Origin of the sequence: Pseudomonas fuscovaginae SE-1, from assembly GCF_000364705.1 — a bacterium.
Classification (GTDB): domain Bacteria; phylum Pseudomonadota; class Gammaproteobacteria; order Pseudomonadales; family Pseudomonadaceae; genus Aquipseudomonas; species Aquipseudomonas fuscovaginae_A.
Window position 1 is genome coordinate 33,999 of sequence record NZ_AQOH01000061.1, and the last position, 26,031, is coordinate 60,029.

A 26,031-nucleotide genomic window follows, 5' to 3' on the forward strand; every position below is an offset into this window, starting at 1 on the left:
AAGCGTCTGTTTATATGGCCCTCGGGCCCCTGTAATTACTACCTCATTTTGTGGATCTCCAATGTCATCTAACAAGTCCCTAGCCCTGGCCCTTTGCCTGACCATCACCGGTTGCGCACAAACTCCACAAAATGCAGATGGCGGCCACTGGTGGTCGTTCGGCTCTTCGGACAAGGTGGCCGAAAAGAGCGATGCCCAGGCTTCGAGTGCTGCGGCGCCAGCCCCGGCTGCCAGCAAGGATGGCAAGGCTGCTGCCCCTGCCGCCGCCAAGGCTGAAGAAAAGCCGGTTCCCCTGGCGACTGCCGTCGCTGCCGCGACCAATCCGACGCCTCCCGCGGAAACCCACTGGTGGTGGCCGTTTGGTGGTTCGAGCAAGGCCAAGGACGCCGACCAGCCGTCGGTCAAGGCTGTGCCGATGCCTGACCCGAAAGTCACCCAGGCCTGGCTCGACGACCATGAGCCGCGCCTGCGCGCCGCGATCCAGGACACTTCGCTGAAGCTGGAGCGGCGCGAGAACGTGCTGGTGGTGGTGGCCCCGATCGACGGCTTCTACAACCCCAAGCGTCCGGAAATGCTGTTGCCCATCACCCTCGGCCCGTTCTCCAAGGTTGCCAAGGCGGTCGAGTCCGACCCGCAAACCGCAGTGCTGGTGCTCGGTCATGGCGACAACGTCCTGGGTACCGAAGCTGCCCAGTCCCTGAGCCAGCAGCGTGCCCAGTCGATCGCGGCGATTTTCCGCCTCAGCGGCCTGCAGCGCGATCGCCTGATCCTGCGCGGCATGGGCTCGGTGATGCCGCGTGCGGCCAACGACAGCAACGAAGGGCGTGCGCTGAACCGTCGCATGGAAATCATCCTGACTCCGCAGAACACTATGGTGGCGCTGTTGAGCAAATACAGCATTCCGGCTCCGGCTCCGGTGCCGGCGACCATGGTCGCGGCCCAGGACGTTAAGCCTGCGGCTCCGGCAGCCAAGAAGCCGGCTCCAGCCGCCAAGGGCAAGACCGCCGCAGCCAAGAAAGCTCCGGCCAAGGCTCCGGCGAAAAAGGCTCCGGTCAAGAAAGCTGCGCCAGCCAAGGCGGCTGTGGCGAAGAAAGACGCGGCAACCGACAATTCGGCCAAGAACTGATTCGCGGCCGACCGATCCTGGACTGAAAAGGAAAGCCTCATGACCCAAGCCCTGGCCGATATGCGCCGCGACTACACCCGCGACGGTCTCACCGAGGCCCAGGCCCCGGCCGAACCGTTCGCGCTGTTCCACCAGTGGTTCGCCGATGCGGTGAAAACCGAACAGGCGCCGGTGGAGGCCAATGCCATGACCCTGGCGACCGTCGACGAGGACGGTCGGCCACATTGCCGCATCCTGTTGCTCAAGGGGCTGGACGAACAGGGTTTCACCTTCTTCACCAACTACGAGAGCGACAAGGGGCGGCAACTGGCGGCGCGGCCGTTCGCGGCCATGACGTTCTTCTGGCCGGCCCTGGAGCGCCAGGTGCGGATCGAGGGACGCGTGGTGAAGGTTTCGCCGCAGGAATCGGATGCCTACTTCCAGGTGCGTCCGCTGGGCAGCCGCCTGGGGGCCTGGGCTTCACCGCAAAGCCGGGTGATCGCCGACCGTGGCGAGCTGGAGGCGCTGCTCCAGGCCACCCAGGCCCGGTTCTGCGACAGCCAGCCGCACTGCCCGGAGCATTGGGGCGGTTATCGGCTGTTGCCGGAGCGCATGGAGTTCTGGCAGGGCCGCGCCAGTCGCCTGCACGACCGTCTCGACTACCGGCTGACGGATACCGGCTGGACGCGCGCGCGCCTGGCCCCCTAACCGGGAAACTCTGCAGCGGCGGCTTCCAGCCAACGCTGCAGGTCTCGTCGCTTGACCTTCCGCTTCCTCGCGTCCTCGAGACGCTGCAGCATGAACTTTTTCCGCGCCTCGTTGTCTCCCGCAAGAGATAATGCGAGGTCACGGTCCATCCAGCGTCTGGTTTTCACATACAGCCACCCGTGGAAATACAATCCGGCGGCAGTGGTGATGGCGATGATGAAGTAATCCATGGCGGTCCTTGTGGCGGGTGGGAAAGGCGCTTCAAAAGCGCATTGCCCTGTCCCGGTTCTAATGTACGTCGAGTCTGTACTGGCGCTGAATGAAAGCCATTTTATCCGCAGGCTGTCGTGACAGAGGTCAAGCTGCGGAGTTTAATTGAACTATGTCCTCTTGGAGCTGCCCCCATGCGTAAGTCTGTTTTGCTGATTGCTTCCTTCTCCACAATGGCCATGCTGCTGGGTGGTTGCACCAACAGCCTGACCGGCGACACCTATTCCCGTGATGAGGCCCGTCGCGTACAGACCATCCGCCTGGGTACCATCGAATCCCTGCGTCCGGTTCAGATCGAAGGCACCAACTCGCCAATCGGTGCCGGTGCCGGTGCGATCGTCGGCGGTGTCGGTGGCAGTGCCATCGGTGGTGGCCGTGGCAGTATCGTGACTGCGGTGATCGGTGCGGTGGCCGGTGGCGTGCTGGGCAACATGGCGGAAAAAGGCCTGACCAAGACCCAGGGCGTGGAAATCACCGTACGTGAAGATGACGGCAGCCTGCGTGCCTACGTGCAGGAAGTGGCGCCGAACGAGATCTTCCGTGTCGGCGAGCGTGTGCGTATCTCCACTGTCGGTGGTACCAGCCGCGTTTCCCACTGATTCCTGCAATCAGGCTGTAACAGAAAACCCCGGCCAGTTTCTTGGCCGGGGTTTTCTTTTTGTCCGGAGCGTATCGGTCCGCTCCCTCTCGGCGCCTCCCGCTGTAGGAGCAGGGCTTGCCCGCGAAGCTTTGCATGGCCTCAAGGGCCTATTCGCGGGCAAGCCCTGCTCCTCCAGGCGCCAATCTGCTCCTACGATGGCACAGTCAGGTTCCCGCCGGGTAAGTCTGTTCCTGCAATGGCAAGCCAATGTACCTATGGGAGGGTGCTGCGCCGGCTGGCCATGGCCGTGACCATGTAGCCGATCACTGCCGCGAGCATCGAACCGGTGAGGATACCCATGCGATCCATGCCGGCGTAGTCGCTGCTGCCCGGGATGAAAGCCAGGGAGCCGACGAACAGGCTCATGGTGAAGCCGATGCCGCAGAGGATCGCCACGCCGAGCACCTGACCCCAATTGGCGCCCTGGGGCAGTGCCGCCAGGCCGGCCTTGATCGCCAGCCAGGTCAGGCCGAATACCCCGATGGTCTTGCCGATCAGCAGGCCGGCGGCGATACCCAGCGGTACGTGATGGGTGAAACTCTCCAGGTTGATGCCTGCCAGCGATACGCCCGCGTTGGCGAAGGCGAACAGCGGCAGGATACCGTAGGCCACCCAGGGGTGCAGGGCATGTTCCAGGCTCAGCAGCGGCGACGATTCGGCGTTTTTCGTGCGTAGCGGGATGCAGAACGCCAGGGTCACGCCTGCCAGGGTCGCATGCACGCCACTCTTGAGTACGCAGATCCAGAGGATCAGGCCGACGACCAGGTAGGGACCGAGCTTGATCACCCCCAGGCGGTTCATCGCGACCAGGGCGAGCAGGCACGCTCCCGCCAGCAGCAGCGACAGATTCGACAATTCGCCGGAGTAGAACATCGCGATGACGATGATCGCCCCCAGATCGTCGATGATCGCCAGGGTCATCAGGAACAGCTTCAGCGACACCGGAGCCCGCTTGCCCAAGAGGGCCAATACGCCGAGGGCGAAGGCGATGTCGGTGGCCATGGGAATCGCCCAGCCGCCGAGTGCCGTCGGGTTGTCCCGGTTCAGCAGCCAATAGATCAGCGCCGGTACCACCATGCCGCCGATCGCCGCCGCACCTGGCAGGACCACCTGCGAAGGCTTGGACAGCTGGCCTTCCAGCACTTCACGCTTGACCTCCAGGCCGATCAGCAGGAAGAACAGCGCCATCAGGCCGTCGTTGATCCACAGCAGCAGCGGCTTGGCGATCTTCAGGGCGCCGACCTGGGCGACCACCGGAACATCCAGGAGGCCGTTGTACAGGTACGACAGCGGGGAGTTGTTGATCAGCAGAGCCAGGGCGGCAGCGGCAATCAATAACAGACCGCTGGCGGCTTCCAACTGAAAGAACCGTGTGAATGTGCTACGCAGAGGCAAGGTTCGCCCTCCATCGATGAAGTCAAAAGGTGGGACACCCAAACCCGTACCATCAGTTGTTAAAGCAGGACCTATATTTCTATTGGCGATAACTGGAAAGCTGGGGAATCAACTCATGGCAGCCTAGCAGTTACCCGTGCAAATGCGTCCTCACTGTATCTGTGCGGGTTGTAGGAAAATTCCTATAGTTGTTGCCGGTTGAATCTTTCACCTTGTTCTTTTCGTGGTTTGGCTGTCAGCTATGCGCACGCCAGCCCGTCAGCGCCTTCGGGCGTGTCCGTGACAACGAGTAATCCATCATGAGCGATAACCGACAGTGGTCCCGGGAAGCGATCCGGATCATCGAGGCCGATTTCCAGCGCAGTGCCGATACCCACCTGATTCCCCTGCCATTGCCCGGGCTGCCGGGTATCGACTTGTATTTCAAGGACGAGTCCAGCCATCCCACCGGCAGTCTGAAACATCGCCTGGCGCGCTCGCTGTTCCTCTATGCGCTGTGTAACGGCTGGCTGAAACCGGGAGCGCCGGTGATCGAGGCGTCGAGCGGTTCGACGGCGATCTCCGAGGCCTACTTCGCCCGGCTGCTGGGGCTGCCGTTCATCGCGGTGATGCCGGCCACCACCTCCCAGGAGAAGATCGCGCAGATAGCCTTCTATGGGGGCAGGAGCCACCTGGTACAGGACCCGACGCAGATCTACGCCGAGTCCGAGCGCCTGGCGCGCGAGAGTGGCGGCCATTTCATGGACCAGTTCACCTATGCCGAGCGGGCCACCGACTGGCGGGCGAACAACAACATCGCCGAGTCGATCTTCCAGCAATTGCGCTTCGAGCGGCATCCTGAGCCGAGCTGGCTGATCTCCAGCCCAGGCACCGGCGGCACCACGGCGACCCTGGGCCGCTACGTGCGCTACCGCCAGCATTGCACGCGGGTACTGTGTGCCGATGCCGAGCGTTCGGTGTTCTTCGATTACTACCAGAGCGGCGATGCCAGCCTGCGCCTGGACTGCGGTTCGCGGATCGAGGGTATCGGCCGGCCGCGGGTCGAGGCGTCGTTCCTGCCCAAGGTGATCGATGCGATGGTCAAGGTACCGGATGCCTTGTCCCTGGCGGCCATGCACTACCTGGCGCGGCGCCTGGGGCGACGGGTCGGTGGGTCCAGCGGGACCAACCTGGTCGGTGCATTGATGGCGGCACGGCAGATGGTCGAGGCCGGGGAGAGCGGTTCGATCGTGGCGATTCTCTGCGATGGTGGCGAGCGTTATGCCACGACCTATTACGACGAGGCCTGGCTGAAGGCCCAGGGGCATGTCCTGGATGAGCTGATCGAGCAGGTGGCGGCCACTGTCGAGCGGGGCGAGACGCTGCCCGGGAACGTTCTGCGCTCAGGGATCTGAAGGGGCTGGCCACTGCCAGCCTGCAGCGATGACCTAAAGGCTGAATCCGCCATCCAGCGGAATGATGTTTCCGGTCATATAGGCCCCCGCGGTGCTCGCCAGGCTGATGGCCAGGGCCGCCATCTCTTCCTCGCGGCCCCAGCGTTTCATCGGGATCAGCGCGCAATCCTGCGCCAGGGCCTGTTCGTCCTCGACGATATGCCGGGTCATCTTGCTTGGAAAGCGTCCGGGGGCGATCACGTTGACGTTGATATGCTGGCTCACCAGTTCCCGCGCCAGTATCCGCGACATCTGGTGCAGGGCTGCCTTGCTCGGGCCATAGGCATAGGCCTGCTCGCCAAAGGAGGCAATCCCCGCCACCGAGCCGATGTTGATGATGTGTGCCGGATTGTCTGCCGATCCGGCACGGCGCAGCAGCGGCAGCAACTGCTGGATGCAGCCGAACACCGCCGTGACGTTCAACTGCATGACCTTCTCCCAGCCTTTGGCCGGGTAGCTTTCCAGCGGTGCCCCCCAGGTGGTGCCGGCGTTGTTGACCAGGATGTCCAGGCGATCGACGGCTTCGCCCAGTTGCGTGGCCAATTCCAGCACTCCCGCCTCGCTGGCCAGGTTGGCGGCCAGGGCATGACAGTGGCCGAGTGCACCAAGCTCCTCGGCGGTCTGTCGGCAGGCCTCGGCATCGCGAGCGCAGACATAGACCGTGGCGCCGGCCTCGACATAGGCTTTGGCGATCATCCGGCCGATACCACGGGTGCCACCGGTCACCAGTGCGGTGCGGCCTTGCAGGGAAAAGTAGGGAAGCATGGCGAGTCCTGAGCGGGAATAGGGTCGTCATACCCTAGCCGCCGGGCTCCGCCAGTGGAGCCACTATTGCCCCGGGGAATGTCCCCTCATGCCCGCGGAGCTGGCTGGCTCGCGCGGGCCTGGGCTCACTTGCGTACGCGCAGCGTCAGGCCCTTGAGGAAATTGCGCAGCAACTGGTCGCCACAATGGCGATAGTTGTTGTGGCCGACCTTGCGGAACAACGCGCTCAGTTCCGGCTTGGAAACCGGGAAGTCGACAGACTTGAGGATCGCGTGCAGGTCGTCTTCCTTGAGCTCGAAGGCCACACGCAGTTTCTTCAGAATGATGTTGTTGGTCACCGGCAGCTCGACCGGCAGCGGCGGACGGCTGTCGTCCTTGCCACGCTTGAAGATGACCAGGCCATCGAGGAAATGGGCCATGACCTCGTCGGGGCAATGCACGAAGCCTTCTTCCTCGTCTTTTTTCAGGTAGCTGACGATATCGGCCCGGGAGGTGTCGAAACCGGTGAGTTGGATGATGTCGGCGACCTTGGCATCGCTGATATCGAGCATGTAGCGCACGCTGCGCAATACATCGTTGTGAATCATGTGGGCAGTCCTGGGTGGTAAACGCCGCGTATGCGCAGCGGCGTTGAAATTAAAACTTTTCCTTGGGCGACAGATAGCGCCACTGGCCGACCGGCACCTTGCCGATGGACACGCCGCCAAGGCGAATCCGGCGGATGGCCACGACCTTGAGCCCGACGGCTTCGCAGAGTTGGGCGATCAGGCCCGGCTGCGGGTTCTTCAGGGCGAAGCGCAGGCGGTTTTCATTCTGCCAACTGGCCTTGGCCGCTGGCAGTTCGCGGCCCTTGACGGTGATGCCGCGGCCGATTCGCTCGAGGCCGTGCTCGATCATCCGGCCGCTGACTTCGACCACGTACTCCTGCTCGACCTTGGCGATATCCTCGGTCAGCTTGCGCAGGATCTTCCAGTCCTGGGTGAACACCAGCAGGCCGCTGGCGTTGGTCTGCAGTTCGGCCGCGCTGTTCAGGCGCAGGAAATGCCCGCGCAACGGACGCTTGCCGTAGCGGTGCTCCTCGGACAGGCTGGCGGCGCCCAGCAACTGGCGTGCTCCGTCGGTATCGAGGCCGGCGGGCTGGTTCAGCAGCAAGGTCACCGGCTCGGGTGCGGTGGCCTTGGCATTCGGGTCCAGTTCGACTTTCTGCTGGTCGACCTTGAATTGCGGCTCGTCGATGACTTCGCCATCGACCGTGACCCAGCCACCCTCGATGAACAGCTCGGCCTCCCGGCGGGAGCAGCCGACCAGCTCGATGAGGCGTTTGGAAAGGCGGATGGGTTCAGACATGACAGCGGCCGTAACGATAAAGGGTGCCCATTGTACCTGCCAGCGCCGGTTGCGTCCGGCAACATTTGTCGCAGTTGGGTCTGGGGTGGCGCAGACCGCTTTGTTGTAGGTGCCGGCTTGCCGGCGATAGCGGTCGAACAGGCGGCGCAAGAGTTGCCGGCCCTATCGCCAGCAAGCGGAGCGCCGCCCGGCCGTCTCCCACGTGATCGCGCCAGGCTCGTGCCTTGTGGGGCGCCACAGCTCAGCGCTTGAGCCGCAGGTGCAGCAGCGGATACGGCTGGCCCATGCCATCATGCTCCGAACGCCCGACCACCTCGAAGCCCTGCTTTAAATAGAAACCGATGGCCTGCGGGTTCTGTTCGTTGACGTCCAACTGGTCGGCATTCAGGTGGTCGATGGCGTACCACAACAGCAGCTTGCCCAGGCCTTGTCCGCGGTGCTGTGGGGCGATGAACAGCATCTCCACCTTGCCCGCCGCGACGCCGGCGAAGCCGCTGATCCGCTGACGTGAGTCGCGGGTACAGATCAGCATGACCGCATCCAGGTAGCGGGTCAGCACCAGGTTCTTCAGCAGCTCGATGTAGCTGTCCGGAAGGAAGTCGTGAGTGGCACGTACGGAAGCTTCCCAGACGTCGGTCAGTTCCTGGTAGTCGTTGGCCCTGGGGGGGTAGATGGCTGAGTGCTGGCGCATGTCGCCCTTCCTTTTCTGGCGCGAAGCGGATCGTTCGCCAAACGATAGTCGTAAAAAAGCCCCGCTTCTCGTGGAAAGAGCGGGGCTTTTCGAGTTTTTTACGGCTTACAGGCGTTCCGCCCAGAGGTCGTACTCGTCGGCGTCGGTCACCCGGCACCAGATCTTGTCGCCCGCCTTGAGATCGCCGGCACCGTCGATGAATACGTTGCCGTCGATTTCCGGGGCATCGAAGAAGCAACGGCCAACGGCGCCGTTCTCGTCCACTTCGTCGATCAGCACTTCGATTTCCTTGCCGATGCGTTGTTGCAGGCGGGCCGAGCTGATGGCCTGCTGGTGCGCCATGAAGCGTTCCCAACGGTCCTGCTTGACCTCGTCCGGGACCACGTCCAGGCCCAGGTCATTGGCCGGGGCGCCTTCGACCGGCGAGTACTGGAAGCAGCCGACGCGATCGAGCTGGGCTTCGGTCAGCCAGTCGAGCAGATACTGGAAGTCTTCCTCGGTTTCGCCGGGGAAGCCGACGATGAAGGTCGAACGGATGATCAGTTCCGGGCAGATCTCGCGCCAGTTCTTGATCCGCGCCAGGGTCTTGTCCTCGAACGCCGGGCGTTTCATGGCCTTGAGCACCTTCGGGCTGGCGTGCTGGAACGGGATGTCCAGGTACGGCAGGATCTTGCCGGCGGCCATCAGCGGGATCAACTCGTCGACGTGCGGGTACGGGTAGACGTAGTGCAGACGCACCCAGACGCCCAGGGTGCTCAGGGCCTCGCACAGTTCGGTCATGCGGGTCTTGACCGGGGCACCGTTCCAGAAGCCGGTACGGTACTTCACGTCGACGCCGTAGGCACTGGTGTCCTGGGAAATCACCAGCAGTTCCTTGACGCCGGCCTTGACCAGGCGCTGGGCCTCGTCGAGGACGTCGCCGACCGGGCGGCTGACCAGCTTGCCGCGCATGGACGGAATGATGCAGAAGCTGCAGCTGTGGTTGCAGCCTTCGGAAATCTTCAGGTAAGCGTAGTGGCGCGGAGTCAGCTTGACGCCTTGTGGCGGCACCAGGTCGATCAGCGGGTTATGGTCCTGGCGTGGCGGCACGACCTCGTGCACGGCACCGACCACCTGCTCGTACTGCTGCGGGCCGGTCACCGCCAGCACGCTGGGGTGCACTTCGCGGATATTGCCTTCTTCCACGCCCATGCAGCCGGTGACGATCACCTTGCCGTTTTCCTTGATCGCCTCGCCGATCACTTCCAGGGATTCGGCCTTGGCGCTGTCGATGAAACCGCAGGTGTTGACCACCACGACATCGGCGTCCTGATAGGTGGAGACGACGTCATAGCCTTCCATGCGCAGTTGGGTGAGGATGCGCTCGGAGTCCACGAGGGCCTTCGGGCAACCAAGACTTACGAATCCGACCTTGGGATTGGCCGGCGCGGTGGGGGTGGACATGTCTAACCTCGGTTGGGGTGTCAGGTCGTTCGGTGACGACGGGCGCTGGGCGCGCCTCTGATCAAAAAGTGCGCAATTCTAGCGGCGAGCGAGGCACTTGAACAGCTTTATGGAGGGAAATGCGACGAGTGCTGCGCTATGCTTCGCCGCGTTGGCGTTTGTTGTCATTTTTTGTTTCAAATTGCCGGCAAAAGATTGAGCATCGGCAACTGTAGGAAAAGCAGCGCATGCTGCACTGACATGCTGAACTGAAAAAAGAATAGTGCTTCTTTGAAGAAGCCCCGGTCCGGGTTGTGGGGGAGTAGTTGATGGGTCAGGCAGTGAGTCAGGCGCAAGCCGGGCACCCGGCGGCGAAGCCGCTGGGCATGCTGGTTGCCGCGGTGGGGGTGGTGTACGGCGATATCGGCACCAGCCCGTTGTATACCCTCAAGGAGGTGTTCTCCGGCGGCTATGGGGTGCAGGTCAATCACGATGGCGTCTTCGGGATTCTGGCACTGATTTTCTGGTCGTTGATCTGGGTGGTCTCGATCAAGTACGTGTTGTTCATCCTGCGTGCGGACAACCAGGGCGAGGGCGGGATCATGGCCCTGACCGCGTTGGCGCGCAGTGCATCGGCGTCCTATCCGCGGTTGCGGGCGGTGCTGATCATTCTCGGTCTGATCGGCGCGGCGTTGTTTTACGGGGATAGCATGATCACGCCGGCGATTTCGGTGCTGTCGGCGGTGGAAGGCCTGGAGCTGGCTTTCGATGGCCTGGAGCACTGGGTGGTGCCCCTGGCGCTGATTGTGCTGGTGGGGCTGTTCCTGATCCAGAAACACGGCACGGCGAGCATCGGCAAGCTGTTCGGCCCGGTGATGGTCGCCTGGTTCCTGGTGCTGGCGTTCCTGGGGGTGCATGGTATCGCCCAGCATCCGGAGGTGCTCAGTGCGCTGAATCCGATGTGGGGGGTGCGTTTCTTCATCGTGCATCCCGGCATGGGCGTGGCGATCCTTGGCGCCGTGGTACTGGCGCTGACCGGTGCCGAGGCGCTGTATGCCGACATGGGGCACTTCGGGCGCAAGCCGATCGCCCGTGCCTGGTTCGCCCTGGTGCTGCCGGCGCTGGTGCTGAACTATTTCGGCCAGGGCGCGCTGCTGCTGGAAAACCCCGAGGCGGCGCGCAACCCGTTCTACCTGCTGGCGCCGTCCTGGGCGCTGATCCCACTGGTGGGACTGTCGACCCTGGCCACGGTGATCGCCTCCCAGGCGGTGATTTCCGGGGCCTTCTCGCTGACCCGCCAGGCGATCCAGCTCGGCTATATCCCGCGTATGTACATCCAGCACACTTCGAGTGCCGAGCAGGGGCAGATCTACATCGGGGCGGTGAACTGGACCCTGATGGTGGGCGTGATCCTGCTGGTGCTCGGTTTCGAATCGTCCAACGCACTGGCTTCGGCCTACGGTGTCGCGGTGACCGGTACCATGCTGATCACCAGTATTCTGGTGTCGGCGGTGATGCTGTTGCTGTGGAAGTGGCCACCGATTCTCACCGTGCCGATCCTGGTCGGGTTCCTGCTGGTGGATGGGCTGTTCTTCGCCGCCAACGTACCGAAGATCGTCCAGGGCGGGGCTTTCCCCGTGTTGGCGGGGATCGTGCTGTTCCTCCTGATGACCACCTGGAAGCGCGGCAAGGAGTTGTTGGTCGATCGCCTCGACGAAGGCGGCCTGCCACTGCCGATCTTCATCGGCAGTATTCGCGTGCAGCCGCCGCATCGCGTGCAGGGTACGGCGGTATTCCTCACCGCCCGTCCGGATGCGGTGCCCCATGCCTTGCTGCACAACCTGCTGCATAACCAGGTGCTGCACGAGCAGGTGGTGCTGCTCACGGTGGTCTACGAGGATATTCCGCGGGTGCCGGCCCAGCGCCGTTTCGAGGTCGACGCCTACGGCGAGGGCTTCTTCCGGGTGATCCTGCACTTCGGCTTCACCGACGAGCCCGACGTGCCGGAAGCGTTGAAACTGTGTCATCTCGACGAACTGGATTTCAGCCCGATGCGCACCACCTACTTCCTCAGCCGCGAAACCGTGATCGCCTCGAAGCTCGTCGGCATGGCCCGCTGGCGCGAGTCGCTGTTCGCCTTCATGCTGAAGAACGCCAATGGCAATCTGCGGTTCTTCAAGTTGCCGGTGAACCGGGTGATCGAGCTGGGTACCCAGGTCGAAATGTAAACCCGGAGCCTGAAAAAGCCCCCGTTGCCTGGCGGCAGCGGGGGCTTTTTTCGGCCTGGCTTGCGCTTACTCGGCCTTGTCCTTCTGGCGCTTGTCGATGGCCGCGATCAGGCGTTTGGCCAGTGCCGGATAGTTCTCGTCGAAGTGGTGCCCGCCTGGCAGTTCCATCGATTCGCCGACGGCGGTCTTGGTGGTGCAACCGCTTTCGTCGACCTCTTCCTTGCCGTAGATGCACAGCACCTTGGCTGCTGGCAGCCTGGCCATGTCGGGGCCGGTGTCCAGCTCCATGCCGGCCTTGCCCAGCCAGCCGTCGACGTGGATCTCGAAGCTGCCACTGCGGGCGAAGGCCAGCAGGATGATTGCGTCCACCCGTTGCTGTTCGGCTTCCGGCAGGTGGTTGTAGATCGCCGGCAACACGTCCGCGCCAAACGAGTAGCCGGTCAGCACGAAGCGTTTGGTACCCCATTTCTGCCGGTAGTGCTGCATCAGTTCGGTCAGGTCGACGGCGCTCTGTTCCGGGCTCTTGTGCTGCCAGTAGTAGCGCAGGGTGTCGATGCCCACCACCGGGTAGCCCATCTTCGCCATTTCGCCGGCGACGTCACGGTCCAGATCGCGCCAGCCGCCGTCGCCGGAAAGGAACAGGGTCACGGTGTCGGTGGTCTGGCCGGCCGGTACCTCGACCACCGGGATCGCCAGGCCGCCGTTCTCGTTGCCCACCAGCATCTTGCGCAGTTCGTTGTTCAGCACCTGCGGCAGATGGACGTCGTAGTCGCTGATGCTGGTCTCGGCGTTGGGTTGATCACGCACGAAGGCCGCGCTCGGATCGTCCGGGCCGTCGTTCCAGGCCACCAGCCAGTGGCCATGGGCGGCGGTCTTCGGTACCGGCGTGCTGCAGCCGGGTTGTTCGAGGGTGAAACCGACCGAGATGGCCTGGGCCTTGTCGTTGTTCTGGGTAGCCAGCCAGTTCCAGGCCAGGGAGGCGCCAGGGCCGATGCCGGTGACCACGGTGGCCGGGCCGCTCAACTGCTTCATCGCCGCATCGAGCGCGGCCTGCTGCAGCTTGCAGTCGTCCTTGGGCAGAATCACCTGGACGATCTGCGCCGCGCCGCCGCGACTCAGGGCCGCCAGTTGCTTGTCGCTCAGGGCGTCTTCGGCGAGGGTGGCGACGATGACCTGGGCCTTCGGCGAGGTTCCCGGGATCAGGCGGGTAAGGGGCGAGCCATCGGCCTGGCTCAGGTGTTCGAGGGTGGGTTCCGGCGCGGGGCGGTTCCAGAACCAGTAGCCGACGCCCGCAAGCGCGACCAGAACCACCACCATTGCCAGCAACAACCGCCAGGAGCGTCGAATCATCAGCGTTTCACCAATCCAGTCAAGCCACCCGCGATCAGGGCGGCGGTATCGGCCAGGGCGACCAGCGGATCGAGTCCGGCTGGTACGGCCATGTAACGGGGTTCCCAGTCAGGCTGGAACTTGTCCTTGAAGCGGCGCAGCCCCTGGAAGTTGTAGAGCTGCTCGCCACGTTGGAACACCATCGAGCCCAGGCGCTGGGTCAGCGGTGCGCCGCGCCGTGGCTGCAGGCCGGAGAGCGGGACCATGCCGAGGCTGAAACGGGCATAGCCCTGTTGCTTGTAGTGTTGGATCAGGCCGACCATCAGGAACTCCATGGTCAGCTTCGGCGCATCGGGGTGCGAACGCATCAGGTCGAGGCTGGCCAGTTCATGGCTGTGGGTCTCGAGCAGGTTGGCGAACGCCACCGGGCGACCTTCGAAGTGGATGATCGCCACCCGGAAGTGATTGATGTAGTCCTTGCTGAAGCGACCCAGGGAGAAACCTTTCTCGCGGACGTTCTTGCCGGTCAGCCAGGCGTCGGAGATCACCTTGAGCTCGTCCATCGGGGCCTGCCCCGGTTCGTAGATTTCCAGGGACAGGCCGTCGCGGCTGCCGCGGTTCCAGGTGTAGCGCAGGTCCTTCATCTCCTTGCCCTTGGACTCGAGGTCGAAGCGCTTGAGGTCGACCCGGGCTTCCTCGCCGAGCTTGATCGCGGTGAGGCCGATGTCCATGTAGTAAGGCAGGTTCTCGGCGCGCACCTGGTAGAACACCGGGCGGGCGTGGTGGGTGTCGCACAGGTCGCGGAACTGCCAGATCAGCTCGGCCCGCTGGCGCGCCGGACCGATCGGGTCGTACAGCGCCACCAGGCTGCGGCCACGGCGGGCATACATCAGGAACGCGGTATCGGTGGGGTGGAACAGGAACGCCTTGTCGCCGGTCAGCGCCAGGCCGCCGTCGGGCTGGTCGGACGCCAGCAGGATCTTGTGGGCGCGTTCCAGCTCTTCGGCGTTGGGCTGGTGGATCACCGGGCGTTCGGTGCGCAGCAGCCAGGTCAGCGAGACCACCACCAGCAGCACCGCGGCACCGAGCAACGAGCGCAGGCCGCGCGGGGCGTCACCGTCCAGTGCGAACTGCCACCACAGTTCGTGGCTGTAGGGCACGTCCTGGTAGGCGAACAGCAGCAGCCACACCGAGGCGCCGAGCACGCACAGGCTGGCCACCAGGTACAGCGGCGAGAACGGCAGTTCGGTGAGGCGGCTGGGACGGTAGAAGGAGCGGCGGAACATCCCCAGCAGACAGGCGGTGGCCGTCAGCATGCTGGCTTCTTCCCAGTCGAAGCCCTTGAGCAGCGAGAGCAGGGCGCCGACCAGCAGCAGGATCATGGTCAGCATCCAGGCGGCCGACAGACGCCGACGCAGGCCCTGGGCCAGCAGCAGGCAAAGTACGCCGACCAGGCTGGCGCCGAAGTGCGAGGCGTCGATCAGGCGGTCCGGCACCAGGAAGTCGATACCCTCCAGGCGGGTGTCGATTTCCGGGGTGGCGCCGGAGAACAGCAGGGCCACGCCGGAGAGAAACACCAGTACCGCGAGGATCGGCGCGGCCAGGCCGGAGGCCACGCGCATGCTCTGGCGCGAGGCGATCAGGCGCTGCGCTTCGGTACTCAGCAACGCCAGGCAGGCCAGCAGCAGCGGCAGCAGGACATAGATCAGGCGATACAGCAGCAACGCGGCGGCCAGTGGGGCTGCGCCCAGTTCATTGGTGAAGGCGGCCAGCAGAATCGCTTCGAACACCCCGACACCGCCGGGCACGTGGCTCAGTACCCCAGCCGCCAGGGCCAGCAGGTAGACCAGCAGGAAGGCGCCGAAGGGGGGCGCTTCCGGCAGCAGCAGGTAGAGCACGGTGGCCGCTGCCGCCACGTCCAGGGCGGTGATGACCAGTTGCAGCAGGGTCAGACGCGCGCTGGGCAGGCGCAGGGTACGACGGCCGACCTTGACCAGCAGGTTGTTCGCAATCGGTTGCTCCGGCAGGCGACGGCGATAGATACCCAGCGCCAGCAGGGCGGACAGACCGAGTATGACCACGGCGATACCACCCAGCAGATAGGGCGGCAGGTGCAGCGCCTCGGAGGCGGCCGGCAGGTTGCTCAGGGTCGCCAGCGCGGCCAGAGGCGGCAGGGCGCAACCCAGCGACAGGCTGGCGAACAGGGTCATCCGCGCGACTTCGGCGGCGCCCAGACCATTGCGGGCGTAGAGGCGATAGCGGACCGAGCCGCCGGAGAGCAGCGAAAGACCGATGGCGTTACCGATGGCGAAGGCGGTGAAGCCGCCGAGCATCAGGGTCTTGCCGGGCAACCGGACATCCGCGTAGCGGCTGGCGGACCACTCGTAGCCGAGCAGGATGATGAAACCGATGGCGGTGGCTGCTACCGCTCCGCCCAGAGCCGGCTTGGGCACGCTCATGATCGAGTCGTGCAGGGCGTCCAGATCGAGTTCCATCAGCAGATGACGACAGGCGACCAGGGCAATGGCGAACAGCAGCAGGGTGATGGCCAGGCCGACGGATTGGCGATATTTGCTCAACAGATCCAGCCAGCGCAAACGGGTGGCTGCAATCGGGTGTGTCGCTGTGACGGAGTCTTGTGGTTCAGACGAGTTGGCGCGCATCAATCACCTCTAGGATTGTGCGCGACAGGATGGAGGTATCCAGCCAAGTTACCAATCCCTATGGACAAAATAATTACAAATATTAACGCGTCTCGCCGCTTTGCGGCGACCCACGCCCCGGGGCTTTTGTAGAGGAAGTTTGTTGCGAATTCAGCATAGCCTGTGCAGCGATTGACTCCGATTTCCGTCGAGGGTTCGTGCGGTTGGCTGGAAGGGCTTTTTCGACGGATACAAAAAAGGCCACTCTTTCGAGTAGCCTTTTCTGATGTTTGGTTGCGGGAGCCGGATTTGAACCGACGACCTTCGGGTTATGAGCCCGACGAGCTACCAGGCTGCTCCATCCCGCGTCAGTGAGGCGGCATTTTACAGTCGAATGGCGCGCTGTCAACCATTAATAGGCCCAAGGGTCAAAAAAATACAGAAAGGCCGGGGATGACCGCTTGGCTTCGGTAAGTCTCGGATAGGCAAGGTTTTTTGAGACGGAGGGGAAGGGGGGCTGGATAGAAACACTCAGAAACAAAAAAGGCCACTCTTTCGAGTAGCCTTTTCTGATGTTTGGTTGCGGGAGCCGGATTTGAACCGACGACCTTCGGGTTATGAGCCCGACGAGCTACCAGGCTGCTCCATCCCGCGTCTGATGTGGCGCAATTCTACAGATCTGTGCTGGCCTGTCAAACCCTAATTTCAAAAAACCTCTTTATTGTTCAACTGCTTAGGTTCCAGCGACGAACCTTGAGATGGCTCCAGGCCATGCCGGGCAAGGGTTTCAGCTCTATTGTGGCTCACTGTTCGATTGAAAAAATAAATTCATTTCGGTTGCTGCCGGCAATCTTCGAGTAAGTGTCAAACCACTGGTGCTATATACAGTTTCGGGTACGATACTGGCGTTCCATGGCTTCCGTTTCCAGAACTCTCCTACATGACGCAACGCAAAATCATTCACGTCGACTGTGATTGTTTCTACGCCGCCATCGAGATGCGTGACGATCCGAGCCTGTCAGGCCGGCCGATGGCGGTGGGCGGCTCGGCGGATCGGCGGGGGGTGATCGCCACCTGCAATTACGAAGCGCGGGCATTTGGCGTGCGTTCGGCGATGTCCTCGCGGCACGCCCTGGGGCTGTGTCCGGACCTGCTGATCGTCAAGCCACGCATGGAGGTGTACAGGGAGGTGTCGAAGGAGATCCAGGGGATCTTTCGTGACTACACCGATCTGATCGAGCCGCTGTCGCTGGACGAGGCCTATCTCGATGTTTCCGACACCCCGCACTTTGCCGGCAGTGCCACGCGCATCGCCCAGGATATCCGGCGGCGGGTTTCCCGGCAGTTGCATATCACGGTCTCGGCGGGCGTTGCGCCAAACAAGTTCCTGGCGAAGATCGCCAGCGACTGGAGAAAGCCCGACGGGTTGTTCGTGATCACCCCCGACCAGGTGGAAGACTTTGTCGCCGAACTGCCGGTTAGCAAGTTGCATGGCGTCGGCAAGGTCACGGCGCAGAGGCTGGAGCGGCTGGGGATCGTCGACTGCCTGCAGTTGCGCGAGTGGAGTCGGTTGGCCCTGGTGCGTGAGTTCGGCGGTTTTGGCGAGCGCCTGTGGGGGTTGGCGCGGGGGATCGACGAGCGGCTGGTGCAGAACGACAGTCGGCGGCAGTCGATCAGTGTGGAAAATACCTACGACATTGATCTGCCCGACTTGGCGAGTTGCCTGGAAAGACTGCCGGAGTTGATGGAAACCCTGGCTGGCCGCATGGCGCGGCTGGACAGTAGCTATCGACCGGGCAAGCCGTTCGTCAAGGTGAAATTCCACGATTTCACCCAGACCACCCTGGAACAGGCCGGAGCTGCGCGGGATCTGGAGAGTTACCGGCAATTGCTCAGCCAGGCATTCGCCCGCGGTGGCAAGCCAGTGCGTCTATTGGGCATTGGCGTACGCCTGGAGGATCTGCGCGGTGGGCATGAGCAGTTGGAGTTGTTCAGTCGTTGAGGGGCGCACCTGGCAGAAGGCGGTCCCCCTCGATCAACTCAGATGGCTCCGGGATCGGCCACCAGGCGTCCGGCGTTTTGGGTCAGCGACTTGAGGAACTCACGCTGCAACTCGGGATCGTTGCGGGTCAGTTCGATCAGGCTCTGTTCCAGTTCGCTGGCTTCCTCTTCCAGCCCCAGCTCCGACAGGCGCTTGACGCGATGCACCCATTGGCCGACATCGTCGCCCTCGAGGTCGTCGTAGATCAGCGCATGGGCCTCGACCAGCTTGCCACGCAGCTTGCTGCTGATGGACAGGCTCGAGTCCGAATGGATCTGGTCCTGGGTGTCCTCGACGCGAATCGTCAGGCTGCCGATTCGGTTCAGGTCCTGCTCGGCAAACGGGCTGTCCAGCAGGTTCAGGCGCAGGACACCGTGGCGGTCGGTGGTCAGTTCATGGGTCTGGCGACCCGCGACCACCTCGACCGGGCGCTCGGCCCAGGGCAGGCTCGAATACTCCGTGCGCTTGTCGCGCTGGACTTCCTCGATACCGGCCAGGTTCTGTTGCGCGCGGCCATGGGATTGCATGTTCATGAACGGGTTGAGGCCGTCGACACCATAGCTCAGCCAGTCGCGGGTCACGCTGGTGGGCAGGGAGCCGAGGGCGAACACGTTGACCACGTTGGCGCCGATGCCGCCGACCAGAGCCACCGCGCCCAGCGGTATCTCGTAGGCCTTGCGCCAGGGCTGGTAGGGCGTATAGCGGTCGTAGCGACGGGTGACATCGAACTCGGTGACCTCGAAGGTCTTCTGTTCGTGGATCCGGACGCGGCGCTGCGGCAACTCGAGGATCTTCGGCTCGCCGACATCGATCTGCAGGCTGTGTTCGAGCAGTTTGCGCTCGACGCGCTCCTCGTGCTCGCTGCGCTGCGACATCGGGTTGGCACAGCCGGCCAGCAGCAGGGCGCCGCACAAGGCGGCACCCCCGAGGGTCAAGGTACTTCGACTGGACATGTTGGCTCTATCCGGATTCAACGACGGATACGGGCCTGGAGGAACGACAGCACGTCGGCCACCGGCAGCGCCTGCGCCTCGCTCTCGGTACGGCTCTTGTATTCCAGGTTGCCTTCGGCCAGGCCGCGGTCGCTGACCACGATCCGGTGAGGGATGCCGATCAGTTCCATGTCGGCGAACTTGATGCCCGGGCTGGTCTTCTTGTCGCGGTCGTCCAGCAGTACCTCGAAGCCGGCAGCGGTCAACTCGGCATAGAGTTTGTCGGTGGCTTCGCGCACCTGCTCGGTTTCGTAGCGCAGCGGTACCAGGGCGATCTGGAAGGGCGCGAGGCTGTCGCTCCAGATGATGCCGTTGTCATCGTTGTTCTGCTCGATGGCCGCTGCCACCACGCGGGATACGCCGATGCCGTAGCAGCCCATGGTCAGGGTGACCGGCTTGCCGTTCTCGCCCAGCACCTGGCACTTCATCGCTTCGCTGTACTTGGTGCCCAGCTGGAAGATGTGCCCGACTTCGATGCCGCGCTTGATTTCCAGGGTGCCCTTGCCGTCCGGGCTCGGGTCGCCGGCGACCACGTTACGCAGGTCGGCGACGGTCGGTACGGGCAGGTCACGCTCCCAGTTCACGCCGAAGTAGTGCTTGTCGTCGATGTTCGCGCCGATCGCGAAGTCGCTCATCAGGGCGACCGAACGGTCGATGATGATCGGCAGTGGCAGGTTCAGCGGGCCGAGAGAGCCAGCGCCGGCGCCGATGGCGTCACGCAGTTCGGCGTCGGATGCCATCACCAGCGGGCTGGCGACGCCAGGCTGGTTGGCGGCCTTGATTTCGTTCAGCTCGTGGTCGCCACGGACGATCAGGGCAACCAGCTTGCCTTCTTCCTCGGCGTGGACGATCAGGGTCTTGACGGTCTTTTCGATCGGCAGGTTGTAGCCTTCCACCAACTGCGCGATGGTTTTCGCGTCGGGGGTGTCGACCAGGCGCAGCTCCTCGGTCGGGGCAGGACGCGACGTCTCGCGAGGCACCGCTTCGGCCTTCTCGATGTTCGCCGCATAGTCGGAGCCGTTGCTGAAGACGATATCGTCTTCGCCGGATTCGGCCAGCACGTGGAACTCGTGGGAACCGGCACCGCCGATCGAGCCGTTGTCGGCTTCCACCGGACGGAAACGCAGGCCCAGGCGGGTGAAGATATTGCAGTAGGCCTGGTGCATGCGGTCGTAGGTGACCTGCAGCGACGCCTGGTCGGCATGGAAGGAGTAGGCGTCCTTCATGATGAATTCACGGCCGCGCATCAGGCCGAAGCGTGGACGGATCTCGTCACGGAACTTGGTCTGGATCTGGTACAGGTTGATCGGCAACTGCTTGTAGCTGCTCAACTCGTTGCGGCACAGGTCGGTGATCACTTCCTCGTGGGTCGGGCCGGCGCAGAAGTCGCGGTCATGGCGGTCCTTCAGGCGCAGCAGCTCGGGGCCGTACTGTTCCCAACGACCGGATTCCTGCCACAGCTCGGCTGGCTGGATGCCCGGCATCAACACTTCCAGGGCGCCGGCCGCGTCCATTTCCTCGCGCACGATGGCCTCGACCTTGCGCATCACGCGCAGGCCCATCGGCAGCCAGGTATACAGGCCGGAAGCGAGTTTGCGGATCATCCCGGCGCGCAGCATCAGCTGGTGGCTGATCACGACCGCATCGGAAGGCGTTTCTTTCAGTGTGGCGAGCAAATATTGACTGGTGCGCATGAATTGGCCGTTGTCGGTGCTTATGACTGGAAATGACGGAGCATTGTACGGGCGGGATCAGGCGGCGTACAGGCATGAGGCGGGTCTTGCGCGGGGGGCGGTTGGCTCCCCCCGTGTTTACGGGGTGTTTCCGGGCAGGAAGCCCCGTTACGGCGTTTCCTGGGTTTTTGTCTCATGAGCGGGCGCGGGGCCGCCGCCACGGATCTCCTGGTACCAGTGCAGTGCGATCAGGATCAGGGTGGGAATGCCCATCACGGCGGTCACGATGAAGAACCTGTGGTAGCCGAGCTTCTCCACCATCACCCCCGAGTAGCCGCCGATCAGTCGCGGCAGCAGCAGCATGATCGAGCTGAGCAGGGCGTACTGGGTAGCGGAAAACTTCAGGTTGGTCAGGCTCGACAGGTAGGCGACGAATGCCGAGGTCGCCATGCCCGAACTGAAGTTGTCCAGGGAAATGGTCACGATCAGCATGTTCAGGTTCGGTCCCATGTCGGCCAGCAGCATGAACAGCAGGTTGGTCGCGGCCGAGGCGGCGCCGCCGATGAACAGGATCGGCAGGATGCCGAAACGCACGATCAGCAGGCCGCCCATGCCGGCGCCCACCAGGGTCATGATCAGGCCGAAGATCTTGCTGACGCCGGCGATCTGGTCCTTGGTGAAGCCCTGGTCGATGTAGAAGACGTTGGCCATCACCCCCATCACCGTGTCCGACATCCGGTAGGTGGCGATCAGTCCGAGCAGCAGCAGGGCCTGCCAGCGGTAGCGCACGATGAAATCGTTGACCGGCGTGAGTACCGGTGCCAGGCCACGGCGGCCCATGCTCGACAGGCAGAGGGCGGTCAGGGTGGTGTAGAGGATCGCACGGAGGAAGGCGCGGTCCTCGAGCAGCAGGTCGAGCAGGCTGACGCCATGGAACAGCACGCTGGCGAAGTCGGTGTTATAGAGCTGGGTGAACATCGCCGGTACCGAGACCAGCAGGATGATCAGCACGAACACCGAGGCCAACTGGTGGATGAAGCTGTAGCGCCCGGCCGACAGTTGCGTGCGCAACGGCACCGGCGGCTCGCGCATCAGCAGCGTGGTGAGCAGCGCCGGGATCATCAGCACGCCGAACAGCACGTAGGTGCCGGTCCAGGCCGAGTGCTTGTAGCTGAAACCGGTGGAGCCGAAACCTTCGGCGAAAAACAGTGCGCCGGCCGTCGCCAGCAGTGCCGCCACCCGATAACCGGACATGTAGCTGGCGGCGAGGGCGGCCTGCTGGCTGTCGTTGGCGATTTCCAGTCGGTAGGCGTCGACCGCGATGTCCTGGGTGGCGGAGGCGAAGGCGACGAGTACGGCGATCGCGATCAGCCAGGAGAGGTGCTTCTGCGGGTCGCAGAAACCCATGCCGATCAAACCCAGGACAATCAATGTCTGCGCCAGCACCAGCCAGGAACGGCGACGCCCGAGCTTGCCCAGCAACGGCAGGCGCCATTGGTCGAGCAGGGGCGACCAGACCCATTTGAAGGCGTACGCCAGGCCGATCAGGCTGGCATAACCGATGGTTTCACGGGCGACGCCAGCCTCGCGCAGCCAGACCGAAAGCGTCGAAAACACCAACATGTAAGGCAGACCGGCAGCGAAACCGAGCAGCAGCAACACTAATGTCGAGGGGCTGGCATAGGCAGCAAGCGCGGCGCGCCAGGTTTTACGGGGCATGGGCTGGAATCTGCCTCAGGGTTGACGGAAACAAAGCGCGCACTCTAACCGCTGTGCTCTATCGGGCGCCAGCCATGGCGCTTGATATCGACACGATTGTTCAGGACGCTGACGCCCTCGGTGCGCAGCCGGGCGCGTTGCTCGTCGCCGGACGGGCTACCGGCCGGCAGGCTGATCCGACCGCCGGCACCGAGGACCCGGTGCCAGGGCAGGCGGGTATCGGCCGGCAGTTGGCTCAGGGTGCGCCCGACCCAGCGCGCGGCGCGGCCCAGTCCGGCCAGCTCGGCGAGCTGGCCGTAGGTGACCACCTTGCCTTCGGGCACCTGATCCAGGGTCAGGTAGAGGGCGGTGCGGCGCATCTGCGCGGGGCTTTCGCTGGCGTTTTCTTCGCTCACGCGTTCATTCCTGTAGCAATTCTTACCCTTTATGTAGGTATTTTCTGAATTATCGGGAGTGATTATTGAACTCGATAAGTGCTGCCCGGTCAGTGCTTGTTCAGGCGGCATCCAGCGTGATAATGCCGGTTTTTTCTTGCAAACCCGAGTCCAGTGTTGCCCATGTTGTCCAGAACCCTGTTGTGCCTTGCTGTTTTCAGCGCCTCCACGCCCTTGCTGGCCGATACCGTCTGGCTCAAGAACGGTGATCGCCTGAGCGGCAAGATCAAGCTGTTCGACGGTGGCAAGCTGGTGGTCCAGACGACCTATGCCGGAACCGTGTCGCTGGACTGGTCCCAGGTCAAGACCCTGGAAAGCGACCAGGAGCTGCTGGTCAAGCAGGACGCCTATACCGGTGAGAAGGCCAAGTCCCTGCAGGCGGCCGATGCCGGCAAGGTGACCCTGGCCAATGGCGAGGCGCCGAAAACCGTGGAGCTGGCGAGCATCCAGCAGATCGTCAAGCCCAAGCCGCTGATCGAGGACATGGTCTGGAAGGGCAATGTCGACGTGGCCATGGATTACAAGCGCGCGGAAAAGGACACCGACGACTACGACATCGACTTCAAGACCACCGCCCGCCATGGCGCCTGGCGTCACCATGCCGAAGGCGAGTACAACCGCGAGTTCCAGGACAGCGTGGTGACCACCGACAACTGGGGGGTCGAGTACGCCCTCGACCGCTTCCTCACCGAAAAATGGTTCTGGCAGGGCCGCCTGACCTACAAGCGCGACCGGGTCGAGGATCTGTCGCGCCAGCGCACCATCGGTACCGGTCCCGGTTACCAGTTCTGGGACGACGAACTGGGTGCCTTTTCCCTCGGGTCCTTGCTCAACAACACCCATTACGAGTATGCCGATGGCGAGAAGAAGAGTTTCTATTCATTGGGCATGAAGTGGGACTACAACCGTTACCTGGTCGGCAAGACCATCGAGCTGTTCAGCAATGGCGAGGTCGGTCGGCCGCTGAGCGGTCCGTCCAAGTATTCCCTCGATGCCCAGCTCGGGTTGCGCTACAAGATCACCGACTGGGCCTCGCTGAACCTCAAGGCCGAACGCGACATTATTAATGGCGACGATGAAAGCAGCCTGAACAAGACCCGCTACACCGTCGGTTTCGGCGTGGCCTGGTAGGTTCGCCTCCCGCACGGGCGGCCGGTCGGTCGACCGCCTCTGGCAACCGCGGCGGATAATGATTACCTTGTCATTGAGTTGCATTCGCGTGCGGCGGCAGGCGCGTGGGGCGCTTGCAAGGCGTCAGTCAGCCAGAGCAGTCCCTGGGTGAATCGGGTCCGGGGTGCTCGTCCGTCGGTGACGGGTTTTCGAAGAGGAGTCATAAGGTGAGCGTTGAAGTAGCCAGGAATGCGCGCGAGTTGTTGCTCAAGGAGTATCGGGGCGTGTTGTCGACCCATTCCAAGGCCATGCCCGGCTTCCCGTTCGGCTCCGTGGTGCCCTATTGCCTGGACGACCAGGGGCGGCCGCTGATCCTGATCAGCCGTATCGCCCAGCACACCCACAACCTGCAGAAAGACCCGAAGTGTTCGCTGCTGGTGGGCGAGCGTGAGGCCGAGGATGTCCAGGCGGTCGGTCGCCTGACCTACCTGGCCGAGGCCCATAAGCTGACCGGGGCGGATACCATCGACGCCGCGGCCGAGCGCTACTACCGCTACTTCCCGGACTCACGGGGTTATCACAAGGCCCATGATTTCGATTTCTGGGTGCTCAACCCGGTACGCCATCGCTATATCGGCGGTTTCGGCGCGATCCATTGGCTGGATCAGGTGACTCTGGCCAACCCGTTCGCCGGCAAGGCCGAAGTGAGCATGGTCGAACACATGAACAGTGATCACGCCAAGGCCATCGCCCATTACGTGGAGTTGACCGGGCTGCCCAGTCGCGAGCCGGCGCAATTGGCGGGAATCGATACCGAGGGCATGCACCTGCGGATCGGCCAGGGGCTGTACTGGCTGGGCTTTGAAACACCTTGCAACACGCCGACGGAGGTTCGCGAAGCCCTGGTTTCCCTGGCTCGCGCCGAACATTGGCCGAAAAAGCCGGCTGTCGAGGGTTGAATTCACCGGATATCGACGGCATCTGAGAATGACGGGAAGGATTTCTTCCGCAGAGGACCTATTTGATGCGCGCTTTTCTTTTGCTCTTTCTACTGTTTCCAGTGTTGGAGCTGTACGTATTTTTCCAGGTCAGCACGGCGATCGGGTTCTTCCCGGCGCTGGCGCTGATCATTCTCGGCTCGGCGATCGGGGTGCTGGTGTTGCGGGTGGCCGGCCTGACCACCGCCCTGCGCGCCCGTGAAAGCCTGAACCGTGGTGAACTGCCGGCACAGACCATGCTCGAGGGGCTGATGCTGGCTCTGGGCGGCGGCCTGTTGCTGTTGCCCGGTTTCATCAGTGACCTGTTCGGCCTGCTGTTGCTGCTGCCGACGACTCGCCGCCTGGCGGCCGAACGGATGCGGCGGCGGGCCGAGGAGCAGGCCATGCGTCAGCGCGCCTTCGCCGATGACCTGTATGCCCGTGGCCAGCCGGACAGCACGCCGGCCCACGGTCGTCGGCCTCAGGTGATCGAGGGTGAGTTCGAGCATCGTGACTCCTGAGTGACCCGTTGCCCCTACACACGGCACCTTCGGGTGCCGTGTGCATTTTGGCGCTTCGCTGATCGTGTGAAAAAAAATCGTTGGGTGCCCTTGTAATCGTCTCGGGTGCCCCTATGTAACGGTCACCGCAAGGTTTTGGCGAGAGTCGCCAGACAGACTTCCACGGTTCGCTCGCCGAGCCGTAACCGGCAACGCCGGATTTGTTAACCGGCCGGTGCCTATACCGGTCGTTGAAAAAACCATAATTAGGAGAGATCGACAATGAAGCTTCGTCCTCTGCATGACCGCGTCGTCATTCGTCGCAGCGAAGAAGAAAAGAAAACCGCCGGCGGTATCGTGCTGCCAGGTTCGGCCGCCGAGAAAGCCAACCACGGTGAAGTTCTCGCTGTAGGTACTGGCCGTGTGCTGGACAATGGTGAAGTACGTGCGCTGTCTGTGAAGGTGGGTGACAAGGTCGTATTCGGCCCGTACTCCGGTAGCAACACTGTGAAAGTAGACGGCGAAGACCTGCTGGTAATGAGCGAGAACGAAATCCTCGCCGTTATCGAAGGCTGATTCCCCGCTCATTCTTCCCGTTACTACAAAGTAT

General features: G+C 63.1%; 23 protein-coding genes and 2 tRNA genes. 10 read left to right on the forward strand and 15 right to left on the reverse strand.

The window, feature by feature from the left end:
* Positions 1 to 61 precede the first annotated feature (61 nt).
* Together K675_RS0107035 and pdxH are read left to right on the forward strand one after the other, a co-directional pair.
* Positions 62 to 1,126 (forward strand): OmpA family protein, encoded by a 1,065-nt coding sequence (locus K675_RS0107035; protein ID WP_026144997.1) that lies wholly within the window; start codon positions 62 to 64, stop codon positions 1,124 to 1,126.
* 39 nt (positions 1,127 to 1,165) lie between these two features.
* Positions 1,166 to 1,813, forward strand: coding sequence for a pyridoxamine 5'-phosphate oxidase (gene pdxH, locus K675_RS0107040; RefSeq protein WP_017902807.1), 648 nt, complete (start codon positions 1,166 to 1,168; stop codon positions 1,811 to 1,813).
* Here the strand turns inward: pdxH and K675_RS0107045 are convergent.
* A complete protein-coding gene (locus K675_RS0107045; RefSeq protein WP_017902808.1) occupies positions 1,810 to 2,043 on the reverse strand; it encodes a hypothetical protein in 234 nt (77 codons plus the stop codon). The genes pdxH and K675_RS0107045 overlap by 4 nt on opposite strands.
* A 174-nt stretch (positions 2,044 to 2,217) precedes the next feature.
* Here K675_RS0107045 and K675_RS0107050 point away from each other — a divergent pair, with 174 nt between their 5' ends.
* Positions 2,218 to 2,682 carry a glycine zipper 2TM domain-containing protein gene (locus tag K675_RS0107050; protein WP_010450521.1) on the forward strand — a complete coding sequence of 155 codons (465 nt, stop codon included), beginning with the start codon at positions 2,218 to 2,220 and terminating at the stop codon, positions 2,680 to 2,682.
* Positions 2,683 to 2,936: 254 nt separating this feature from the next.
* On the opposite strand, the gene nhaA is transcribed toward K675_RS0107050, so the two are convergent.
* Positions 2,937 to 4,118, reverse strand: a complete 1,182-nt coding sequence (gene nhaA, locus K675_RS0107055) for a Na+/H+ antiporter NhaA (RefSeq protein WP_017902810.1) — start codon at positions 4,116 to 4,118, stop codon at positions 2,937 to 2,939.
* Between the two features lie 296 nt (positions 4,119 to 4,414).
* On the opposite strand from nhaA, the gene K675_RS0107060 reads away from it, so the two are divergent.
* Positions 4,415 to 5,512, forward strand: coding sequence for a PLP-dependent cysteine synthase family protein (locus K675_RS0107060; protein ID WP_198291620.1), 1,098 nt, complete (start codon positions 4,415 to 4,417; stop codon positions 5,510 to 5,512).
* Positions 5,513 to 5,545: 33 nt separating this feature from the next.
* On the opposite strand, the gene K675_RS0107065 is transcribed toward K675_RS0107060, so the two are convergent.
* The 5 genes from K675_RS0107065 to rimO all read right to left on the reverse strand — a co-directional run bounded on the left by K675_RS0107065 (position 5,546) and on the right by rimO (position 9,797).
* A complete protein-coding gene (locus K675_RS0107065; protein ID WP_017902812.1) occupies positions 5,546 to 6,316 on the reverse strand; it encodes an SDR family oxidoreductase in 771 nt (256 codons plus the stop codon).
* 125 nt (positions 6,317 to 6,441) lie between these two features.
* Positions 6,442 to 6,903, reverse strand: coding sequence for a DUF1456 family protein (locus K675_RS0107070; RefSeq protein WP_017902813.1), 462 nt, complete (start codon positions 6,901 to 6,903; stop codon positions 6,442 to 6,444).
* A 49-nt stretch (positions 6,904 to 6,952) separates the two neighbouring features.
* On the reverse strand, positions 6,953 to 7,663 hold the full coding sequence (locus tag K675_RS0107075) for an rRNA pseudouridine synthase (protein WP_017902814.1): 711 nt from the start codon (positions 7,661 to 7,663) through the stop codon (positions 6,953 to 6,955).
* A 241-nt stretch (positions 7,664 to 7,904) separates the two neighbouring features.
* Positions 7,905 to 8,354 carry a GNAT family N-acetyltransferase gene (locus tag K675_RS0107080; RefSeq protein ID WP_017902815.1) on the reverse strand — a complete coding sequence of 150 codons (450 nt, stop codon included), beginning with the start codon at positions 8,352 to 8,354 and terminating at the stop codon, positions 7,905 to 7,907.
* Positions 8,355 to 8,459: 105 nt separating this feature from the next.
* A complete protein-coding gene (gene rimO / locus K675_RS0107085; RefSeq protein WP_017902816.1) occupies positions 8,460 to 9,797 on the reverse strand; it encodes a 30S ribosomal protein S12 methylthiotransferase RimO in 1,338 nt (445 codons plus the stop codon).
* Positions 9,798 to 10,105: 308 nt separating this feature from the next.
* On the opposite strand from rimO, the gene K675_RS0107090 reads away from it, so the two are divergent.
* On the forward strand, positions 10,106 to 12,004 hold the full coding sequence (locus tag K675_RS0107090; protein WP_017902817.1) for a potassium transporter Kup: 1,899 nt from the start codon (positions 10,106 to 10,108) through the stop codon (positions 12,002 to 12,004).
* 66 nt (positions 12,005 to 12,070) lie between these two features.
* Here K675_RS0107090 and K675_RS0107095 read toward each other — a convergent pair whose 3' ends face one another.
* The 4 genes from K675_RS0107095 to K675_RS0107110 form a co-directional block, all read right to left on the reverse strand.
* Positions 12,071 to 13,354 carry a virulence factor family protein gene (locus tag K675_RS0107095; protein WP_017902818.1) on the reverse strand — a complete coding sequence of 428 codons (1,284 nt, stop codon included), beginning with the start codon at positions 13,352 to 13,354 and terminating at the stop codon, positions 12,071 to 12,073.
* Complete coding sequence (mprF, locus tag K675_RS0107100) at positions 13,354 to 15,996, reverse strand: bifunctional lysylphosphatidylglycerol flippase/synthetase MprF (RefSeq protein ID WP_026144998.1); 2,643 nt, start codon at positions 15,994 to 15,996, stop codon at positions 13,354 to 13,356. The genes K675_RS0107095 and mprF overlap by 1 nt, the downstream gene beginning before the upstream one ends.
* A gap of 270 nt (positions 15,997 to 16,266) precedes the next feature.
* Positions 16,267 to 16,343, reverse strand: a tRNA-Met gene (locus K675_RS0107105).
* 209 nt (positions 16,344 to 16,552) lie between these two features.
* Positions 16,553 to 16,629 (reverse strand) — tRNA-Met (locus K675_RS0107110).
* A 286-nt stretch (positions 16,630 to 16,915) separates the two neighbouring features.
* Here K675_RS0107110 and dinB point away from each other — a divergent pair.
* Positions 16,916 to 17,977, forward strand: coding sequence for a DNA polymerase IV (gene dinB / locus K675_RS0107115; RefSeq protein ID WP_017902820.1), 1,062 nt, complete (start codon positions 16,916 to 16,918; stop codon positions 17,975 to 17,977).
* Between the two features lie 38 nt (positions 17,978 to 18,015).
* On the opposite strand, the gene K675_RS0107120 is transcribed toward dinB, so the two are convergent.
* The 4 genes from K675_RS0107120 to K675_RS0107135 all read right to left on the reverse strand — a co-directional run bounded on the left by K675_RS0107120 (position 18,016) and on the right by K675_RS0107135 (position 22,759).
* Complete coding sequence (locus K675_RS0107120) at positions 18,016 to 18,969, reverse strand: hypothetical protein (protein ID WP_026144999.1); 954 nt, start codon at positions 18,967 to 18,969, stop codon at positions 18,016 to 18,018.
* 17 nt (positions 18,970 to 18,986) lie between these two features.
* Complete coding sequence (locus K675_RS0107125; RefSeq protein ID WP_017902823.1) at positions 18,987 to 20,702, reverse strand: proline--tRNA ligase; 1,716 nt, start codon at positions 20,700 to 20,702, stop codon at positions 18,987 to 18,989.
* A 147-nt stretch (positions 20,703 to 20,849) separates the two neighbouring features.
* A complete protein-coding gene (locus K675_RS0107130) occupies positions 20,850 to 22,400 on the reverse strand; it encodes an AmpG family muropeptide MFS transporter (RefSeq protein ID WP_026145000.1) in 1,551 nt (516 codons plus the stop codon).
* Between the two features lie 44 nt (positions 22,401 to 22,444).
* Positions 22,445 to 22,759 carry an MGMT family protein gene (locus K675_RS0107135; protein ID WP_051070740.1) on the reverse strand — a complete coding sequence of 105 codons (315 nt, stop codon included), beginning with the start codon at positions 22,757 to 22,759 and terminating at the stop codon, positions 22,445 to 22,447.
* 198 nt (positions 22,760 to 22,957) lie between these two features.
* Between K675_RS0107135 and K675_RS0107140 the strand changes: the two genes are divergently transcribed.
* The 4 genes from K675_RS0107140 (at position 22,958) to K675_RS0107155 (ending at position 25,997) form a co-directional block, all read left to right on the forward strand.
* Positions 22,958 to 23,965 (forward strand): DUF481 domain-containing protein, encoded by a 1,008-nt coding sequence (locus K675_RS0107140; protein WP_026145001.1) that lies wholly within the window; start codon positions 22,958 to 22,960, stop codon positions 23,963 to 23,965.
* Between the two features lie 206 nt (positions 23,966 to 24,171).
* Positions 24,172 to 24,903, forward strand: a complete 732-nt coding sequence (locus K675_RS0107145; RefSeq protein ID WP_026145002.1) for a HugZ family protein — start codon at positions 24,172 to 24,174, stop codon at positions 24,901 to 24,903.
* A gap of 65 nt (positions 24,904 to 24,968) precedes the next feature.
* The gene (locus K675_RS0107150; RefSeq protein WP_017902828.1) at positions 24,969 to 25,442 is read left to right on the forward strand and encodes an FxsA family protein; all 474 of its coding nucleotides are present in this window, start codon (positions 24,969 to 24,971) and stop codon (positions 25,440 to 25,442) included.
* A gap of 261 nt (positions 25,443 to 25,703) precedes the next feature.
* The gene (locus K675_RS0107155) at positions 25,704 to 25,997 is read left to right on the forward strand and encodes a co-chaperone GroES (RefSeq protein WP_017902829.1); all 294 of its coding nucleotides are present in this window, start codon (positions 25,704 to 25,706) and stop codon (positions 25,995 to 25,997) included.
* Positions 25,998 to 26,031 lie beyond the last annotated feature (34 nt).